General features: G+C 73.1%; 15 protein-coding genes. 10 read left to right on the top strand and 5 right to left on the bottom strand.

What is annotated here, in order from left to right:
* Positions 1-562: 562 nt before the first annotated feature.
* The 5 genes from ACGF3A_RS05210 (at position 563) to ACGF3A_RS05190 (ending at position 6,197) form a co-directional block, all read left to right on the top strand.
* Positions 563-3,247 (top strand): nitrate- and nitrite sensing domain-containing protein, encoded by a 2,685-nt coding sequence (locus ACGF3A_RS05210; protein ID WP_393725913.1) that lies wholly within the window; start codon positions 563-565, stop codon positions 3,245-3,247.
* On the top strand, positions 3,244-3,834 hold the full coding sequence (locus ACGF3A_RS05205) for a roadblock/LC7 domain-containing protein (protein ID WP_393725911.1): 591 nt from the start codon (positions 3,244-3,246) through the stop codon (positions 3,832-3,834). Before ACGF3A_RS05210 ends, ACGF3A_RS05205 begins: the two co-directional genes overlap by 4 nt.
* A 2-nt stretch (positions 3,835-3,836) precedes the next feature.
* Positions 3,837-4,241: a DUF742 domain-containing protein gene (locus ACGF3A_RS05200; RefSeq protein WP_393725909.1), complete on the top strand. Its 405-nt coding sequence runs from the start codon at positions 3,837-3,839 to the stop codon at positions 4,239-4,241.
* Positions 4,222-4,827 (top strand): ATP/GTP-binding protein, encoded by a 606-nt coding sequence (locus ACGF3A_RS05195; protein WP_393725908.1) that lies wholly within the window; start codon positions 4,222-4,224, stop codon positions 4,825-4,827. The genes ACGF3A_RS05200 and ACGF3A_RS05195 overlap by 20 nt, the downstream gene beginning before the upstream one ends.
* A gap of 86 nt (positions 4,828-4,913) precedes the next feature.
* Positions 4,914-6,197, top strand: a complete 1,284-nt coding sequence (locus ACGF3A_RS05190; RefSeq protein WP_393725906.1) for a styrene monooxygenase/indole monooxygenase family protein — start codon at positions 4,914-4,916, stop codon at positions 6,195-6,197.
* Here the strand turns inward: ACGF3A_RS05190 and ACGF3A_RS05185 are convergent.
* Both ACGF3A_RS05185 and ACGF3A_RS05180 read right to left on the bottom strand, forming a co-directional pair.
* Positions 6,186-8,648 carry a penicillin acylase family protein gene (locus ACGF3A_RS05185; protein ID WP_393725904.1) on the bottom strand — a complete coding sequence of 821 codons (2,463 nt, stop codon included), beginning with the start codon at positions 8,646-8,648 and terminating at the stop codon, positions 6,186-6,188. The two genes, ACGF3A_RS05190 and ACGF3A_RS05185, sit on opposite strands and share 12 nt — an antisense overlap.
* 81 nt (positions 8,649-8,729) lie before the next feature.
* A complete protein-coding gene (locus ACGF3A_RS05180; protein ID WP_393727157.1) occupies positions 8,730-9,176 on the bottom strand; it encodes a MarR family winged helix-turn-helix transcriptional regulator in 447 nt (148 codons plus the stop codon).
* A gap of 274 nt (positions 9,177-9,450) precedes the next feature.
* Between ACGF3A_RS05180 and ACGF3A_RS05175 the strand changes: the two genes are divergently transcribed.
* A complete protein-coding gene (locus tag ACGF3A_RS05175; RefSeq protein WP_393725903.1) occupies positions 9,451-10,359 on the top strand; it encodes a lysozyme in 909 nt (302 codons plus the stop codon).
* A gap of 324 nt (positions 10,360-10,683) precedes the next feature.
* On the opposite strand, the gene lon is transcribed toward ACGF3A_RS05175, so the two are convergent.
* A complete protein-coding gene (gene lon, locus ACGF3A_RS05170) occupies positions 10,684-13,125 on the bottom strand; it encodes an endopeptidase La (RefSeq protein WP_393725901.1) in 2,442 nt (813 codons plus the stop codon).
* Between the two features lie 252 nt (positions 13,126-13,377).
* On the opposite strand from lon, the gene ACGF3A_RS05165 reads away from it, so the two are divergent.
* On the top strand, positions 13,378-13,893 hold the full coding sequence (locus ACGF3A_RS05165; protein ID WP_393725899.1) for a GNAT family N-acetyltransferase: 516 nt from the start codon (positions 13,378-13,380) through the stop codon (positions 13,891-13,893).
* Positions 13,894-13,936: 43 nt separating this feature from the next.
* Here the strand turns inward: ACGF3A_RS05165 and ACGF3A_RS05160 are convergent, their stop codons facing one another.
* A complete protein-coding gene (locus ACGF3A_RS05160) occupies positions 13,937-14,353 on the bottom strand; it encodes an RNHCP domain-containing protein (protein ID WP_393725897.1) in 417 nt (138 codons plus the stop codon).
* Position 14,354: 1 nt separating this feature from the next.
* The gene (locus tag ACGF3A_RS05155) at positions 14,355-14,732 is read right to left on the bottom strand and encodes an RNHCP domain-containing protein (RefSeq protein WP_393725895.1); all 378 of its coding nucleotides are present in this window, start codon (positions 14,730-14,732) and stop codon (positions 14,355-14,357) included.
* 234 nt (positions 14,733-14,966) lie between these two features.
* Here ACGF3A_RS05155 and ACGF3A_RS05150 point away from each other — a divergent pair, with 234 nt between their 5' ends.
* The 3 genes from ACGF3A_RS05150 (at position 14,967) to ACGF3A_RS05140 (ending at position 17,681) form a co-directional block, all read left to right on the top strand.
* Positions 14,967-15,650, top strand: a complete 684-nt coding sequence (locus tag ACGF3A_RS05150) for a spermidine synthase (protein ID WP_393725894.1) — start codon at positions 14,967-14,969, stop codon at positions 15,648-15,650.
* A 101-nt stretch (positions 15,651-15,751) separates the two neighbouring features.
* Positions 15,752-16,528, top strand: coding sequence for a response regulator transcription factor (locus tag ACGF3A_RS05145; protein WP_393725893.1), 777 nt, complete (start codon positions 15,752-15,754; stop codon positions 16,526-16,528).
* Between the two features lie 16 nt (positions 16,529-16,544).
* Entirely contained in the window at positions 16,545-17,681 is a 1,137-nt protein-coding gene (locus tag ACGF3A_RS05140; protein WP_393725891.1) for an ATP-binding protein, read from the top strand.
* Positions 17,682-17,688: the final 7 nt, after the last annotated feature.

Here is a 17,688-nt window from a genome sequence, read left to right as displayed (position 1 = left end):
GACGGGCGCCCGCCGGTTCCCCGGCTCTGGTCCGTACCTGACTCCGCGCCAGGGGAAACGCCCCTCGAACGGCCCTCGCGGACGGGGCCCGAACGACCGGAACATGGCGCTCCGGGAATCTGCGGGCGGGCATCCTGCCAGGGCGCTCGCCGGATTTCCAACCCATGCCCGGGGGCCGGACGGTACGTCCGCGACGTGGAGTTGTTCCCCAACTCCTGAGTGATGTTCACTCCTTCGGGTGGCCCGGCAGGGGAACCACACCCGCCTCACCACCGCGCTGCGAAGGTCGGTCGACGAGGGCGGGCGGGGTCAGTCTCTTGCCACACACGTTGGACTGTGCCACCCGGGCTCCCCCGGGGCAGGCGGGACGAGATTGCGAGCACGGGTGCGGAAGAAGCAGCTTCGGAAACCGGTTGTTCCCCAGGCCACCGCCACAGCCACCACTTCCGCAGCGCCTCCGGATTCCCAGGCGCCCGCCGCGTCCGTTGCGCCCGCCGCGTCCGCCCCGCCCGTCGCCCCGGGAAGACGCAGAGCCCGGGTCCGCAACCGGCTGCTCGCCTCCGTGGCGCTCTGCGCCGTCGCCGTGCTCGCCGCGGGCGCGCCCACCGTCGTCGCCGCCTCCGAGGACGCCACGGACGCGCAGGGGCTCGTGGACGACGCGAAGCTCAGCCAGCGCGCCATCGCGCTCTCCCACTCGCTCGCCGACGAGCGCGACGACATCGTCGAGTACATCGCCGCGGGGCGCACCAGCCGCGGCGGCGCCGGGGTCAGCGAGCGCCAACGCGCGCGCGTGGACCGGCAGGTCCACGAGATCCGCGAGGCGGCGCCCGCCGAACTGCGCAAGTCCCTCAAGACGCTCCCGAAGATCCGCCAGCGGGCCATAGCCGGGCACGGCGGCGCCCTCGCCTCGTACGAGGCGTACTCGCGCGTCGTCCAGGCGCTGCGCGGGGTCACCCGCGACGTGGCGCGCGGGCTGCCCGAGCGGGCGCAGGACGCGACGGCCGGGGCGCTCCCCGACCTCGCGCGCGCCCTCGACCAGGCGTCGGCCACCCGCGGCCTGCTGCGCGGCGCCCTCGCCGGTACGGGCACCCAGCGCGCCCTGACCTCCGAGGCCCAGCGCGCCCGCGTACGGGAGGAGGGCGCGCTCGGCGACTTCGAGGAGGCCGCGGGCCGCCAGGCGCGCGACAGCTACAGCACGACCGTCAACGGTACGGACGTGAACACCGCCGAGCGCTATCTCGCCCGGCTCACCGCCCGCCCCTACCTCACCCCGCGCGAGCGCGCCCTCGACGCCGACCGCGTGGACAGCGCGCTCTCCGCGCGCCTCGCGCACATGCGCGGCGTGCAGTCGTCCTTCGCCGCCGCCGAGGTCAAGCGGCTGGAGGGGCTGCGCGACGACGACGTGGACGCGCTGCAGGTCCGCGCCGCGCTGGTGGGCGTCTGCGTGCTGCTCGCCGTCGGCGTCAGCGTCTCGACAGCGCGCTCGCTCGCCCGTCCGCTCTCCGTCCTCCGGCGCGGCTCGCGGCGCCTCGCGGACGACCCGTCGGGCGAGCCGGTGGCGTTCCACGGCAGGAACGACGAGTTCGCCGACGTCGTCCGCGCGCTCAACACGCTGCGCGACTCCGCCGCCGACCTCCAGGGCCGCACCGCCCGCGCCGAGGGCGAGCAGGACGAACTGGCCGTCGCCAAGGCCGAGCTGACCGAGCGGTACGAGCTGCTGCGCCGCGACTACGACGCCGTACGCGAGAAGCTGCGGCTCTCCGCGGACGCCGCGCACGGCACGTTCGTCCATCTCTCCCTGCGCACCCTCGGGCTGGTCGAGCGTCAGCTCGGCGTGATCGAGGAGCTGGAGGAGAACGAGACCGACCCGGACCGGCTGGGCACGCTCTTCCGGCTCGACCACCTCGCCACCCGGATGCGGCGGCACACCGAGAACCTGCTGCTGCTCGCCGGTGCCGAGCACACGAGCGGCCGCCCGCAGGGCCCCGCTCCCCTGCTGGACGTGCTGCGCGCCGCCGTGAGCGAGATAGAGCGCTACGAGCGGGTCGCGCTCGGCTCCGTTCCCCCGCACACCCAGATCGGCGGCTTCGCGGCCGACGACCTCAGCCATCTGATGGCCGAACTGCTCGACAACGCCGCCTCCTTCTCGCCGCCCGAGACCGAGGTGCGGCTCTCCGGCTGGCTGCTGGAGAGCGGCGAGGTCGCGCTCTCGGTCCAGGACTCCGGCATCGGCGTCGGCGACGAGCAGCTCGCCGAACTGAACGCGCGGCTGAGCGACCCGGCGGCCCAGGAGCCGCCGGAGCAGGGCAGGGACGGCCAGAACGTGCTGGGCATGGGCCTGTACGTCGTCGCGCGGCTGGCGGCGCGGCACGGGCTGCGCGTCCGGCTGAGCAAGCAGGACGAGGGCGGGCTCGCGGCCGTCGTCACCGTGCCGCCCGCGCTCCTGCCGGACCGCCCGGCCCCGGGTGCGGCGGGCGCGCCCGCGTCCCCCTCCACGGACACTGACACGGACACGACCCCGGACGCGGACACGGCCACGGACGCGGAGGCGTCCGCTCCGGCCGCCGCGCTGCCCGGCTCGGTCGCCGAGGCCGACTCCGACGACCTGCCCGTGCTCCGTCCCCGGCGCCGCCGCACCGCCGGCGTGGACGACTGGCCGATGGGGCCAGGCGGCACGCGGAAGGAAGAGGCAGAGGCCGAGGCCGGGGAAGAGGCCGAGGCTGACGGGACCGGCACCGTCGGCGCGCCCGACGCCGGGACCACCACCGGCACCGGCACCGGGCCGCACTCCGGGCCCGCCGCCGCCATGGAGACCACCGCCGGGACCGGTGACGGTCCCGCCACCGGGATCCCCGGCGGCGACGAGCACGCCCATGCCGAGGACCTGGCGCCCGTCGCCGCGCGGTCGCCGGAGGCCGAAGCGGAAGCGGACGCGGAGACGGAAACGGAAGCCGCCGGGCCGACCACCCGCGGCACCGGGACGGCACCCGTCCCTGACACCACGTACACGGCCAAGGGCCTGCCCAAGCGCACGCCCAGGACGCCCGCCACGGGCGCTCCGACGGCGCCGCGTCCACGCCGGGGCGGCACCGGGGCCGAGGAGCTGAGGCGCCGTCTCGGCGGGTTCCAGCAGGGGGCGAAGGAAGGACTGCGTGACGCTGCGGCGGAATTTGTCGCAGAAGAGAATGTGGAGGAGCAAGCGGGGGCGCAGGTAGACGGTGGTACCGCCGAGGAGGCTCGCAAGTGAACGCGCCCACCACGCATACGACCAGCAGCTCGGAAGCGCGTAACCTGCGCTGGCTGCTGGACAATCTGGTCGACGAGGTGCCGGGCGTACGGTCCGTCGCCGTCGTCTCGTCCGACGGTCTGCTGCTGCTGTCCTCCGATCCGGAGCAGGAGGGGCGAGGGGTCGGCGCGCCGGAGGAGACGCACGACCGGCCCGCACGCCCGGTCCAGACGGCACCGCCCGTCCGTACGCCGTCCCCGTCGCCGTCCCCGGGCCCCGGCGGTCCTGGAGGCTTCGGCGGTCCCGGCGGGCCGCGCGGGTCCAGTGCCGATCTGGCGACCATCGTCTCCGGCGTGGGCTCGCTGACGGTCGGCGCCGCGAAGCTGATGGACGGCGGGCCGGTACGGCAGACCATGATCTCGATGGACGACGGCGCGCTCTTCGTCATGACCATCGGGGACGGCTCGCTCCTCGGCGTCCACGCGGCGCCGGACTGCGACATGAGCGTCATCGGCTACCACATGGCGCTCTTCGTCGGCCGCGCCGGACACGTCCTCACCCCCGAACTCCGCAGCGAGCTGCGGGAGTCCATGGAGCTGGAGCAGTAGCAGTGACCTCCCATCCCCCTCTTTCCATACGCGGCGCCCACGGCGGACGGGCGAAACGTGTCCGCCCCTACGCCCTCACCGGCGGCCGGACGCAGGCCGGGCACGTGCTGCTCGTCGAGACGTTCGTCGCCGCGATCGAGGCCGCGGACGAGCGCCACGAGCTCACCTCGGGCGGGCTGCGCGACCGCGTGATGCCCGAGATGCAGGCCATCGTCGAGCTGTGCCGCAGGATGCGTTCCGTCGCGGAGATATCGGCGCTGCTCAGGATGCCCCTGGGCGTGGTCCGCGTGCTGCTGGGCGATCTCGCCGCGCAGGGCCGGATCCACGTGTACGGCACCGGGCACGGCGCCGAGAGGCCGAATCGCGCGCTGCTGGAGAGGGTGCTCGGTGGACTTCGCAGAATCTGAGACGGACTTCGTGCCCGAGTGGCAGAAGGACCTGACACGCGCGCCGGTCTCCACGAAGATCGTGGTCGCCGGGGGCTTCGGGGTGGGCAAGACGACGTTCGTCGGCGCCGTCTCGGAGATCGAGCCGCTGCGCACCGAGGCGCTGATGACGCGCGCCAGCGAGGAGACGGACGACCTCGGCGCGACGCCCGACAAGGCGACGACGACGGTCGCGATGGACTTCGGGCGGATCACGCTGGAAGACGACCTGGTGCTCTACCTGTTCGGCACGCCCGGGCAGCAGCGGTTCTGGTTCATGTGGGACGACCTCGTGCGCGGCGCGATCGGCGCGGTGGTGATGGCCGACACCCGGCGGCTGGAGGACTGCTTCCCCGCGCTCGACTACTTCGAGAGCTGCGCGCTGCCGTACGTCGTCGCCGTGAACCACTTCGAGGGCACGCGGGCTTTCGAGGCGGACGACGTACGGGAGGCCCTGTCGGTCCCCGAGCACGCGCCTGTGGTGATCATGGACGCGCGCGAGCGGAGCACCGTGGCCGAAGCGCTCCTCGCCCTCGTCGGCCACGCGCTGGAGACGGCACCCGCCTGAGCGGTGCAGCGACGCGCCGCGCCCGCCGCGCCCCACCGCGCCCGCCGCGCACGAACCACCCGGAACAGACAGAGAGCAGTACCCCCATGCGGAAGATACTCGTCGTCGGAGCCGGCCAGGCCGGTCTCCAGCTCGCCCTCGGCCTCCAGTCCCACGGCTACGAGGTCACCGTGATGTCCAACCGCACCCCGGACGAGCTCCGCGGTGGCCGGGTGATGTCCACGCAGTGCATGTTCCACACCGCCCTCCAGCACGAGCGCGACATCGAGGTCAACTTCTGGGAGGACCAGGCACCCCGTATCGCGGGCCTGGGCGTCTCGGTCGCCGCGCCGGACCGGTCCCGCGCCGTCAACTGGCTCGGGAAGCTGGACGGGTACGCGCAGTCCGTCGACCAGCGCGTGAAGATGGCGGGCTGGATGGAGACCTTCGCGCAGCGCGGCGGCCAGCTCGTCATCCACGGCGCCGCCGTCTCCGACCTCGACTTCTTCGCCCGCCGCTACGACCTGGTGCTCGTCGCGGCGGGCAAGGGCGAGCTGGTGTCGATGTTCGAGCGGGACGCGGAGCGCTCGCCGTACGACACCCCGCAGCGCGCCCTGTCCGTCGCCTACGTCCACGGGCTCGACCCGCGCCCGGAGCACCCGGAGACGGAGGCCGTGCGCTGCAACCTGGTGCCGGGCGTCGGCGAACTGTTCGTGATGCCGTGCCTGACGACGTCCGGGCGCGCCGACATCCTCTTCTGGGAGGGCGTGCCGGGCGGCCCGGCCGACGTCTTCCAGGGCATCAAGGACCCGCAGGAGCACCTGGCGAGGACGCTGGACCTGATGGAGGAGCACCTGCCCTGGGAGTACGCCCGCGCGACGAAGGTCGAGCTGACCGACGCGGGCGGCACCCTGGCGGGGCGGTACGCGCCGACCGTGCGCAGGCCCGTGGGGCGGCTGCCCGGCGGGGGCGCGGTGCTGGGCGTCGCCGACGTGGTGGTCGCCAACGACCCGATCACGGGCCAGGGCTCGAACTCCGCCTCCAAGTGCGCGGCGACCTACCTCGCGGCGATCCTGGAGCGCGGCGAGGAGGAGTTCGACGAGGAGTGGATGCGGGCCACGTTCGAGCGGTACTGGGCGACGGCGCAGCACGCCACCAAGTGGACGAACGCGATGCTGGCCCCGCCGCCCGAGCACATCCTGGAGCTGCTCGGCGCGGGCAACGAGGTCCAGCACGTGGCGGACCGCTTCGCCAACGGCTTCAACGACCCCTCGGACTTCGAGGAGTGGTTCTTCGAGCCGGAGAAGGCACGCGCGTACCTGGACCGGGTGGCGCACCCGGAACCCGCGCCCGCCCCCGCCCCTGCCGCCGCCCCCGTCTCAGGGCTCTAGGAGGATCCGCGTCCCGGCGTTCTTCTCGACGGCCTCGTCGCTGTAGACCAGCGGGAAGTGCCCGCCCTTCGCCCAGGTCGCGTGCAGGTCGGTGAAGTGCGGGCTCCGCCGGTCCCCGGACTGCCCCGGCGCGTTGATCGCGCGGGAGTTGTCCCAGGCCCCGACGTCGAGCGCCATCCTGAAGGTCGGGCCGACGATCTCCGGAAAGTGGTAGGTGGTGAAGAGGTAGTACGAGCAGCGCACCGTGTCGAAGGTGCCGCCCCGCGCCACCCGGCCGGTGTTCGGCTCCCCGAGGGGGTGCGCGAAGACGTGGAAGTGCAGCGCGCCCCAGCGCCACTCCGCCTCGTCGGCCCCGAGCTTGGCGCGTACCTCCTCGTACGCCTTCGCGAGCGAGCCGAGCAGCAGCGCGTCCCTGGCCTTCGCGCCGCCCTCGCCGAACCAGTCGCCGGGGTGCGCGAAGGTCTCGTGCATGACGCGCAGATCGGCCGCGAGGCTCAGCGACGTCAGATGGTCAGCGGCCTCCTTCGGCAGCAGGGCCTGGGTCCACGCCGGGTACAGGAACCGCGTCAGCCAGGTCTCGAAGAGCGCGGCGGGGGCCGAGTCCTCGCCCGCGACCGCGTCGTGCGCGCGCAGCAGCCGGAGGGCCTTCCGGGTCGTCGGGTCGGCGGAGTCCAGCCGCGTCACGTACGGCAGGAGGCGGGCGGCGTTCCCGGACCGCTCGTCGTTCTGGAGCGCCACGGTGTCCTCCAGCGTGACGCGGCGGTGCCGGGAGAGGACCTTGTCGATGCGGCGCTTGCGGTCGGGAGCGGTCCACTCGTAGGTGGGCACGGGGGCGCCGGAGGGGAAGTTGTACTCGTTGGCCGAGGCGATGTACCCCTCGCGCGGGTTGCGGACGCGGGGCAGTGCGGCGTTGTCGTGGAAGCCGTCCCACTCGTACCGTCCGTCGCCGGGCACGGGCAACAGGCCGTCGTACCCCTCGCCCTTCCGCTTCGGGAAGAGGGCGCCGGGGACCCAGCCGATGTCGCCCTTCGTGTCGGCGTAGACCAGGTTCGAGCCGGGGGCCTTCCAGCCGCGCATCGCCTTCACGAACTCGCCCGAGTCCGCCGCGCGCTGGAAGCGCAGGCTGCCGAGGTACGGAGACGTGCCCGGCTCCGTCCAGACGGTGCGCACCGCGTACGCCTTGGCGTTCTCCACGTCCACCTTGACGACCGGGCCGTGCCGCGTGAACGACAGCTCGGCGCGGCGGGTGCCGCCGCCCGCCACCGGGATGTCCTCGGTGACGGTCCTGATCCGCTCCCAGCCGTCCTGGTAGCGGTAGCGCGTGGGGTCGTCCGGGTCGAGGTCGTAGACGTAGAGGTCCGTCTGGTCGGCGGGGAGGTTGGTGAGGCCGAACGCGATCCTGCCGTTGTGGCCCATGCTGACGCCCGGGTTCCACGGCTCCCCGGCGCCGATGATGTTCAGGCCGGGCGCGTGGAGATGGACGAGGTACCGGTTCCCGGGCAGCGCGTGGTTCTCCCGGTGCGGGTCGCCCGCGAGGATCGGTCTGCCGGTGGCCGTACGGCGCGGGGAGACGGCCCAGGCGTTGCTGCCGGACACGGTCTCGCGCAGCAGGCCCGCCGTCTGCGCGTCCAGCCCCTCGGCGGGCGCCGCCCTCTTCATGCGCCCGTCGGAGAACTGCATCTGCGCGGTGGCCAGGTGGAAGACCTCGGCGACGTCGTCCGGGATCAGGTCCAGGTCGAGCCCGTCGGGGACGCGCGGCGTGTGCTCCGGTTCGAGCTTCCGGTAGAGCTTGCCCGCCTCGGGCCCGCCGAGGCGCAGGAGCTTGGCGCGCGCGAGCTCTCCCGACAGATTGCCGCCGAGCGCGTGGGTCCTGATCCGCACCACGTCCTCGGGCTCCCAGCGCGCCGGGCCGTACCCCAGCGCGGTGAACTCCTCGGGCAGCTCCTCGGGGTGGTCGTCCAGCCAGTCGACGTACGCGTTGATCCCGGCCGCGAAGCGCGTGGCGGCCGTACGGGCCTCGGGGCCGTAGGCGGCCCACTCGGCGTCCATGCCGCCGCGGTAGAGGAAGAGCCGCGCGGCCCTGTCCTGCTCGACGTACGCCTCGCCGAGGACCTCGCTGAAGCGGCCGAGTCCGCGCCGCCGCCAGGTGTCGATCTGGAAGAGCCGGTCGCGGGCGATGTTGAAGCCCTGCGCCTGGAAGAGGTCACCGGCGTCGGCCGCGTAGAGGTGCGGCACGCCCCAGGTGTCGACCGTTACGCGCACTGGCTTCCGCAGCCCGGGGACCGGGTACGTGCGGCCCTTGTCGGCCTTCCACCCCGCGTCCGCTTCCGCGTCCCGTGCGGCGGCCGGGCCGTCGAGCGCGGTCGCGGTCAGGGCGGTGGCGGCGGCGCCCGCGAGGCCCGTGCCGACCACGGCGCGGCGGGAGGGCGGACGGAACGATGAAGGCGACATGCCGCGCAAGCTAATGCGCACCCTCAGCCCCGGTCTTCCCCGTGGCCATTACCGGCCACTACCGGAACACCGCCGTACGGTTCACTCGTCCGCCGCGCTCACCTCGTTCAGCCGGTGCAGCAGGCGTGCCAGGTCGGCGATCTCCTGGCGGTCCCAGGCCGCGAGCTTGCGCGCGTAGCGCGAGCGGCGCGCGTCACGGACACGGGTGAACCGCTCGTGCCCCTCGGACGTCAGCTCCACGAGGGAAGCGCGCCCGTCGGCCGGGTCGGGGGTGCGCGCGATGAGGCCGAGGCGGTCCAGCGCACCGAGCTGGCGGCTCATCGTCGCCTTGCCCACGCCGAAGTACGCCGCCAGCTCCGTGGCCCGCTGCGGGCCCGCGTCCTCCAGCCGTACGAGCAGGCCGTACGCGGCGGGCTCCAGGTCCGGATGCACCTCGCGGGCCATCTCGCCCGACGTGGCACGGGCACGGCGGAGGAACACCGCGAGCTCCCGCTCCAGATCGAGCCCTTCCGGCCCGAACTCGTCCATCGGGCCGCCCTTTTCATCCGTCAATGCCGCTTCTCCCGCGAAGAAAGTTTCTGCCAGCGGTACTGATAACCGCAGCTCCGCCCAGTATTTCGCAGGAATAGACCACCGGCAGCCGGTGGTGCGTCTTCCGCCTCACGGGTCTACGCGCGTACCTTCGTTGTGACATGCCCACACCAGCGGACATGTCGACCGCTCCATCTGCTCCACCTCCACGCGTTCCACGCACGACCCCACCCCCCACGACCCCCACCACCCGAGGTCACCGGAGGCAGCGATGTCCAGCTCCCGCACGTCGAGCACCCCGAACGGAACGTCCCGTCGCAGACGCGGAGTCGCGGCGGCACTCGGCACCCTCACCGCGCTCCTGTCCGCGCTCGCGCTCGTCCTCACCCTGCCCGGCGCCGCGACGGCGGCGCCCGCTCCGCCGCCGCCCCCGGCCCCGGCGCCGCCCGAGCCGCAGAAGCCCGGCGACGCCTGGATGGGCGCGGGCGTGCGGATGCACGAGGGCGACGACACCCCCGGCACCCCGCCCGCCGACGGCGGCAAGGGCGTCGCCGCGACCGTCCACGGCGTGGACGTCAGCGGCCACCAGGGCAACGTCAACTGGAAGGGCCTGTGGGACAGCGGCGTCCGCTTCGCGTACGTCAAGGCGACGGAGGGGACCGGGTACAAGAACCCCTACTTCACCCAGCAGTACAACGGCTCGTACAACATCGGCATGATCCGCGGCGCGTACCACTTCGCGCTGCCCAACTCCTCCAGCGGCGCCTCGCAGGCCAAGTACTTCGCCTCGAACGGCGGCGGCTGGAGCAAGGACGGCAAGACCCTGCCGGGCGTGCTCGACATCGAGTACAACCCGTACGGCTCGACCTGCTACGGGCTCAGCGCCGGTGCGATGGTGAACTGGATCAAGGACTTCACCTCCACGTACAAGGCGCAGACCGGCCGTGACGCGGTCATCTACACGAGCACGAGCTGGTGGAAGCAGTGCACCGGCAACTCCGGCGCGTTCGGGAACACCAACCCGCTCTGGGTGGCCCGCTACGCCTCCGGGCCCGGCGAACTCCCCGGCGGCTGGGGCTTCTACACCTTCTGGCAGTACACCTCGTCCGGCCCGATCGTGGGGGACCACAACTACTTCAACGGGTCCATGGACCGGTTGAAGGTTCTGGCCAACGGCTGAGCCGCGCGCTCTGCCTTGCCGTGACGCCCGTGGGGGCGGGAAGCGCCGTTGGGCTTCCCGCCCCTGCCGGGTGCGGCATGCGTCGTGGCCGGGCGCGCAGTTCCCCGCGCCCCTGAGGGCGACGGGCCTACGCCCCGACGCGGCTGTGCCACCTCCCGGGGGCGGATACGCGCCGTAGAACCTCCCCGCCCTCGCCGGGTGCCGCATGCGTCGTGGCCGGGCGCGCAGTTCCCCGCGCCCCTGGGTTCCATGCCGTGACCGGCGTACGCGAAGGGGCCCTCCCCCTGGTGGGGAAGGGCCCCTTCTTTCAACCGGTCACGTCCGTCACGCCGCGACCGGAACTTCGCGGGCCGGGCTTCCCGCCGGGGTGAGGGCCAGGTCCAGGACCTGGCGGACGTCGGAGACGGGGTGGACGTCGAGGCCGTCGAGGACCTCCTGGGGGACGTCGTCCAGGTCCGGCTCGTTCCGCTTCGGGATGACGACGGTCGTCACCCCCGCGCGGTGCGCGGCGAGCAGCTTCTGCTTGACGCCGCCGATCGGCAGCACCCGCCCGGTCAGCGAGACCTCGCCCGTCATCGCCACCTCAGGACGCACCTGGCGGCCGCTCAGGAGCGAGGCCAGGGCCGTCGTCATCGTCACGCCCGCGCTCGGGCCGTCCTTGGGGACGGCGCCCGCGGGGACGTGCAGGTGGATGCCGCGCTCCTTCAGGTCGCCGACCGGAAGCTCCAGTTCGGCCCCGCGTGAGCGGAGGTAGGAGAGGGCGATGTGTGCCGACTCCTTCATGACGTCGCCGAGCTGGCCGGTGAGGGTCAGGCCCGAGCCGCCCGTCTCCGGGTCGGCGAGCGACGCCTCGACGAAGAGGACGTCACCGCCCGCGCCCGTGACCGCCAGGCCGGTGGCCACGCCCGGCACCGCCGTACGCCGCTCGGCCGGGTCCTGCGCCGACTCGGGCGTGTGGTGCGGGCGGCCGATCAGCTCGCGGAGCTCGTCCACCCCGACCTCGTACGGCAGCTCCAGCTTGCCGAGCTGCTGCTGTGCGGCGACCTTGCGGAGCACCCGCTGCACGGCCCGCTCCAGGTTCCGCACGCCCGCCTCCCGCGTGTACTCGGCGGCGAGCTTGCGCAGGGCCTCGTCGGTGAAGGTGACCTCGCCCTCCTCCAGGCCCGCCCGTTCGAGCTGGCGGGTCAGCAGGTGGTCGCGGCCGATGGTGACCTTCTCGTCCTCCGTGTACCCGTCGAGCTGGACGACCTCCATGCGGTCGAGCAGCGGCTGCGGGATGGCCTCCAGCACGTTGGCCGTGGCGAGGAAGACGACGTCCGAGAGGTCGAGCTCGACCTCCAGGTAGTGGTCGCGGAAGGTGTGGTTCTGGGCCGGGTCCAGGACCTCCAGGAGGGCCGCCGCGGGGTCGCCGCGGAAGTCGGAGCCGACCTTGTCGACCTCGTCGAGGAGGACGACCGGGTTCATGGAGCCCGCCTCCTTGACGGCGCGCACGACGCGGCCGGGCAGCGCCCCGACGTACGTACGCCGGTGGCCGCGGATCTCCGCCTCGTCGCGGACGCCGCCGAGGGCGACGCGGACGAACTTGCGGCCCATCGCGCGGGCCACGGACTCGCCCAGCGAGGTCTTGCCGACGCCGGGCGGGCCGACCAGGGCGAGTACGGCTCCGCCGCGACGGCCGCCTACTACGCCGAGGCCGCGCTCGTCGCGCCGCTTGCGCACCGCCAGGTACTCGGTGATGCGCTCCTTGACGTCCTGCAGCCCCGCGTGGTCCTCGTCCAGCACGCGCTGGGCGCCGGTGATGTCGTACGCGTCCTCCGTGCGCTCGTTCCAGGGGAGTTCGAGCACGGTGTCGAGCCAGGTGCGGATCCAGCTGCCCTCGGGGGACTGGTCGCTGGAGCGCTCCAGCTTGTCGACCTCCTTGAGGGCGGCCTTCCTGACCTCCTCGGGCAGGTCGGCGGCCTCGACGCGGGCGCGGTAGTCCTCGCTCTCGTCCTCCGGCTCCCCGTTCAGCTCGGCCAGCTCCTTGCGGACGGCCTCCATCTGGCGGCGGAGCAGGAACTCGCGCTGCTGCTTGTCGACGCCCTCCTGGACGTCCTTCGCGATGGACTCGGCCACGTCCTGCTCGGCCAGGTGCTCGCGCAGGGCGGCGGTGGCGGCCTTCAGGCGCTCGACCGGGTCGAGGGTGGTGAGCAGTTCGAGGCGCTGCTCGGTGGTGAGGAACGGGGAGTATCCCGCGTTGTCCGCGAGCTGCGAGACGTTGTCGATCTGCTGCACGCGGTCCACGACCTGCCAGGCGCCGCGCTTGCGCAGCCAGTCCGTGATGAGCGCCTTGTACTCCTTCATCAGCTCGGTGACCGCGCCCGGCAGGGGGTCGGGGACCGTCTCCTCGATCTCCGTGCCCTCCACCCACAGCGCGGCGCCCGGGCCGGTCGTCCCGGCGCCGATACGGATCCGGCGCAGGCCCCTGATCAGGGCGCCCGGGTCACCGTCGGCGAGCCGTCCCACCTGCTCCACGCGGCCGAGCACGCCGATGTCCGCGTACTGCCCCTCCACGCGCGGAACAAGGAGCACGCGGGGTTTGTCTCCCTGGAGGACGGCGGCCTGCGCGGCCTCGACGGCGGCGCGGACCTCGCTCTCCGAGAGGTCCAGGGGCACCACCATCCCGGGCAGCACGACCCCGTCACCGTCGGATCCCTCCGGACCGTCGGCGTCGATCGGCAGCACAGGCAGGGTGAGCGGTGTGTACCCCGTGGAACCGGTAGCCATGATCTCTCCCTCGGCAGGCAAATTGAGTAACACTCGCTCAATGCTGTTGAGGCGAGGATTGTTCCCCCGCGCCTGTTCGCTGTGAGCGATCGTGCGTCGAGGGGTGCGCGCCGTAGGATGCCGTCCAGCGACGGACCGAGGGGAGGCTGATGAATATGGCCCGCGAGGCGCTTCGTCAGCATGCCCAGGTCCGGGCCGCGCGCTGAGAGCCGTGGCCCGGTCGTTCGACAGACGACGACCGGAGAGTGTCGCGTGACTTCTTCTTCTCTTCCCCTTCCCTTCAGCCTGTCCGGTGACGAACTGCTCACCGAGCGTCTCGTCCTGCGCCCGTGGACGGCCGCCGAGGTCTCCGCCGTGCTGGACGGCCCCCGCTCCGACGGGTGGGCCGGGGACTTCCCCGCCGAGGGCGACGGCGTGATCGCCGGATTCCTGCGGGACAGCCCCGAGGGGCTGCACCCCTACGGCCACCGGCTCGTCGCCGAGCGGGACGGCGGGCTCGTGATCGGCTCCATCGGACTGTTCTGGCCGCCGAACGACGGCGTCCTGGAGCTCGGCTACGGCGTCGTCCCGTCCCGCCAGGGCCGGGGCTACGCGTCCGAGGCGGCGGGCGCACTCGCCGGGTACGGGCTGACCGCGCCCGGCGTGCACACCGTCCGGGCACAGGTCGAGCTGGCCAACCCGGCCTCGGTCCGCGTCCTGGAGAAGGCCGGACTGCGGCGGGTGAGCGACGACGGAACCCTGGCGGAGTTCGCCGTCACGGCGGACTGACCGGGAGGGAGGGCCGGGGCGGCGACCGCCCCGGCCCTCCCCGTCACAGCGCCAGCAGCGCCCGTACCGGCATCGCGCCGTCCGCCAGCGGCCGGACCGCGAGGCGGAGCAGGGCCAGCGCGTTGTCGTCGCCCGCGATGCGGTTGGCGCTCAGCTCCCCGCAGACCACGCAGAGATGGATGAGCGTCCACTCGCCGTCCGGCCGTACGGACAGGCCGAGCGCCGTCATCCGCGCCCGGCACTCCGACGCGCGGTCGCCCGGGACGCGGCGGTCCACGTGCAGGCTCGTCAGACAGTGCGGGCAGTGGTTGCGGTGCGCCGTGCCCGGCGCCGCCATCGGGACGGCGAGGGCGCAGCCCACGCAGCGGAACGCGTCGCCGCCGCCCTCGCCGGGGCGCCCGTGCCAGGGGTCCTTGCGGCGCTGGGGACGCCGTGCGGACCGGGTGTGCCGTCGCGCCATGTCACACCTCGCCGAAGACTTCGAGGGGGAACGGCGGCTGTGCCAGCGGGCGTACGGCCATCCTCATCAGGATGAGGTGGTTGTCGTCCGGCGAGACCGGGTTCGAGGTCAGCTCGTCGCAGCGGGTGCAGCGGTGGATGACCATCCAGGCCCCGTCGCGCAGCACCGCGATCGCGATCGGGCTCATCCGCGAACGGCACTCCGAGGCGCCGCCCTCCACGTGGTCGGTGACGTGCCGGGAGTGCAGACAGCTCGGGCAGTGGTTGCGCACGCGGTCGTCGGGATCGAGCCGGGTGACGGTGAGTCCGCAGCGTACGCAGGTGAAGGTGCCGGTCCGACGCGCGCCGGAGCGCGCGGAACCGGAGTCGGTGGTGGACACCGGGGTACTCCTTGCTGGAGAAAGGTTCGGTTCAGGACAGCAAGGGAGCGCCGAGCGACCGAGAGGCTCGGAGAAATGGGTCCGGGCTCAGGAGCGCTCAGCGCCCGGTGGGCCGGGGTGTCATCAACACCTGCGTTTCCAGGGCACGAAGGCCCGGTCGTCGTTCAACGGGACCCGGCGAACGTAACAACGCCCCCGCCACGGGCGCGAACGGTTTTCCGTACCCTTCCGGGCATGCCAGACCAAGCACTTGCCGAGACCCTCGACCGCCGCGACGGGCCGTACGGCGAGGTCGTGCTCCGGCGGCGCGGGGAGCACCACGAGATCATCGCCAACGGCTGCTTCCTGATGGACACCTCCGACGGCCGCTCCGAGCGGCTGCTGGTGCGCGCGGCGCTGGGGGAACTGCGGGAACGGGACGGCCGCGAGGCGCCGTCCGTGCTCATCGGCGGGCTCGGCGTGGGCTTCTCGCTCGCGGAGGCGGCGGCCGAGCCGCGCTGGGGCAGGATCACCGTGGTCGAGCGCGAGGCCGCGATCCTCGACTGGCACCGCGGCGGGCCGCTGCGCGCGCGCTCCGCCGCGGCGCTGGAGGACCCGCGCACCGAGCTGGTCCACGCCGACCTGCTGGAACACCTACGTACGGCGCCGCGTGCGTACGGCGCGCTCTGCCTCGACATCGACAACGGACCGGACTGGACGGTCACCGAGGACAACGCCTCGCTCTACTCCCCCGCGGGGCTGGCCGCGTGCCTGGCGCGGCTGGCGCCGGGCGGTGTGCTCGCCGTCTGGTCGGCGCAGCCGTCCTCCGGATTCGAAACGTCCTTGCGGAATGCGGGATTCTGTCGCGTTCGGACCGATGAGATCCACGTCGCCCGAGGCGTCCCCGACGTGGTCCACTTCGCCTCGCGACCGGCGTAGCCGAGGCGGCCGACAGGCCCTTACGCTGCTGCCAGTAAGTACATCTGTAAGTGCACGGACAGACGCGACACAGCGGCGGGGCGACGCAGGGGCGGGGCCGAATGGACCAGAAGAACAGCACGCAGACGACGGGCGGGGCCACCCCGGCACCCACCCCGGGTGCCCAGCGCCGCATCCTGGTCGTCGAGGACGATCCCACCATCGTCGACGCCATCGCCAGACGGCTGAGGGCCGAGGGCTTCCAGGTGCAGACCGCGGGCGACGGGCCCGCGGCCGTGGACACCGCCGAGGCCTGGCAGCCCGACCTGCTGGTGCTGGACGTGATGCTCCCCGGTTTCGACGGGCTGGAGGTCTGCCGCAGGGTGCAGGCCCAGCGCCCCGTCCCGGTGCTGATGCTCACCGCGCGGGACGACGAGACGGACATGCTGGTCGGCCTGGGCGTGGGCGCCGACGACTACATGACGAAGCCGTTCTCCATGCGCGAGGTCGCGGCCCGCGTCCATGTGCTGCTGCGCCGCGTGGAGCGCGCGACGCTCGCCGCGCACACGCCGCGCACGGGGATACTCCGGCTCGGCGAGCTGGAGATCGACCACGCGCAGCGCCGGGTCCGGGTCACGGGCGAGGACGTGCACCTGACGCCGACCGAGTTCGACCTGCTCGTCTGCCTGGCGCACTCCCCGCGCGCCGTGCTCTCCCGCGAGCAGCTCCTCGCCGAGGTCTGGGACTGGGCGGACGCCTCCGGCACCCGTACCGTCGACAGTCACATCAAGGCGCTGCGCCGGAAGATCGGTGCCGACCGCATCCGTACGGTCCACGGCGTCGGGTACGCGCTGGAGACACCGGCCCCGGCGGCCCCGGCCGCCACCGACGGTTCCTGAGCGGACGGGGGACGGCATGTCCGTGACGGAGAACGGAAGCCGCTGGCAGCACGCGTGCGCCCGGCTCTGGGAACGGACATGGGAACGGACCTGGGAGGCCCTGCGCCCCCTGGACCCGTACCGCTCGGTGAAGGCCGCGCTCGGCGCGCTGGTGATCGTCTCGGTGGTGATCACCACGCTGCTGGCGCTCTTCGCCATGCACTCGAAGACCGAGCTGCGGGTGATCACGATCATCTCGATCGTGGCCTCGCTGCTGATCACGCAGTTCGTCGCCCAGTCGCTGACCGCGCCGCTGGACGAGATGACGGACGCCGCCCGGGCGATGGCGCACGGTGACTACACGCGCCGGGTGCGCCGCAGCCGCCGGGACGAGTTCGGCGAGCTCGCCGAGACGTTCAACCAGATGGCCGCCGACCTGGAATCCGTCGACCAGCACCGCAAGGAGCTGGTGGCGAACGTCTCGCACGAGCTGCGCACCCCCATCGCGGCGCTCCGCGCCGTGCTGGAGAACGTGGTGGACGGCGTCTCCGAGGCCGATCCCGAGACCATGCGCACGGCCCTCCAGCAGACGGAGCGGCTGGGGCGGCTCGTGGACCACCTCCTGGACCTCTCCCGGCTCGACAACGGGGTGGTGCCGCTGCACGCGCGCCGCTTCGAGGTCTGGCCGTACCTGGCGGGCGTCCTGAAGGAGGCCAACATGAGCAAGGGCTCGGGCCACGCCCGTACGGACGTCCATCTGCACCTCGACGTCTCGCCGCCCGAGCTGACCGCGCACGCCGACCCCGAGCGGCTGCACCAGGTCGTGGCGAACCTGATAGACAACGCGGTCAAGCACAGCCCCCAGCACGGCCGCGTCACGGTCCGTGCCCGTCCCGGCGAGGGTCCGCCGGAGGACGGCAGCCTCCAGGTCGAGGTCCTGGACGAGGGGCCCGGCATCCCGCAGTCCGAGCGGCTGCGCGTCTTCGACCGGTTCAGCCGTACGCAGACGTCCGAGGGCAAGGCGGGCCAGGGCGGCACCGGGGGCACCGGGCTGGGCCTGGCCATCGCGCGCTGGGCGGTGGACCTGCACGGCGGCTGGATCAGGGTGGCCGAATCCCCTCGCGGCTGCCGCATCCACGTCACCCTTCCGGGAGCGGGCAAGGCGCAAGGTTGACGTAGGC

Origin of the sequence: Streptomyces sp. NPDC048172, assembly GCF_043202595.1 — a bacterium.
Taxonomy (GTDB): domain Bacteria; phylum Actinomycetota; class Actinomycetes; order Streptomycetales; family Streptomycetaceae; genus Streptomyces.
Note: the sequence above shows the minus strand (reverse complement) of the source record. Positions and strands in the feature narration are given on the sequence as shown.

Bases quoted from the DNA above. Each gene is read 5' to 3' on its own strand.
- ACGF3A_RS05180 (WP_393727157.1), bottom strand. From the start codon at position 9,176: ATGGACGAGTTCGGGCCGGAAGGGCTCGATCTGGAGCGGGAGCTCGCG.
- ACGF3A_RS05175 (WP_393725903.1), top strand. From the start codon at position 9,451: ATGTCCAGCTCCCGCACGTCGAGCACCCCGAACGGAACGTCCCGTCGC.
- ACGF3A_RS05150 (WP_393725894.1), top strand. From the start codon at position 14,967: ATGCCAGACCAAGCACTTGCCGAGACCCTCGACCGCCGCGACGGGCCG.
- ACGF3A_RS05185 (WP_393725904.1), bottom strand. From the start codon at position 8,648: ATGTCGCCTTCATCGTTCCGTCCGCCCTCCCGCCGCGCCGTGGTCGGC.
- ACGF3A_RS05145 (WP_393725893.1), top strand. From the start codon at position 15,752: ATGGACCAGAAGAACAGCACGCAGACGACGGGCGGGGCCACCCCGGCA.
- ACGF3A_RS05140 (WP_393725891.1), top strand. From the start codon at position 16,545: ATGTCCGTGACGGAGAACGGAAGCCGCTGGCAGCACGCGTGCGCCCGG.
- ACGF3A_RS05190 (WP_393725906.1), top strand. From the start codon at position 4,914: ATGCGGAAGATACTCGTCGTCGGAGCCGGCCAGGCCGGTCTCCAGCTC.
- ACGF3A_RS05160 (WP_393725897.1), bottom strand. From the start codon at position 14,353: ATGGCGCGACGGCACACCCGGTCCGCACGGCGTCCCCAGCGCCGCAAG.
- lon (WP_393725901.1), bottom strand. From the start codon at position 13,125: ATGGCTACCGGTTCCACGGGGTACACACCGCTCACCCTGCCTGTGCTG.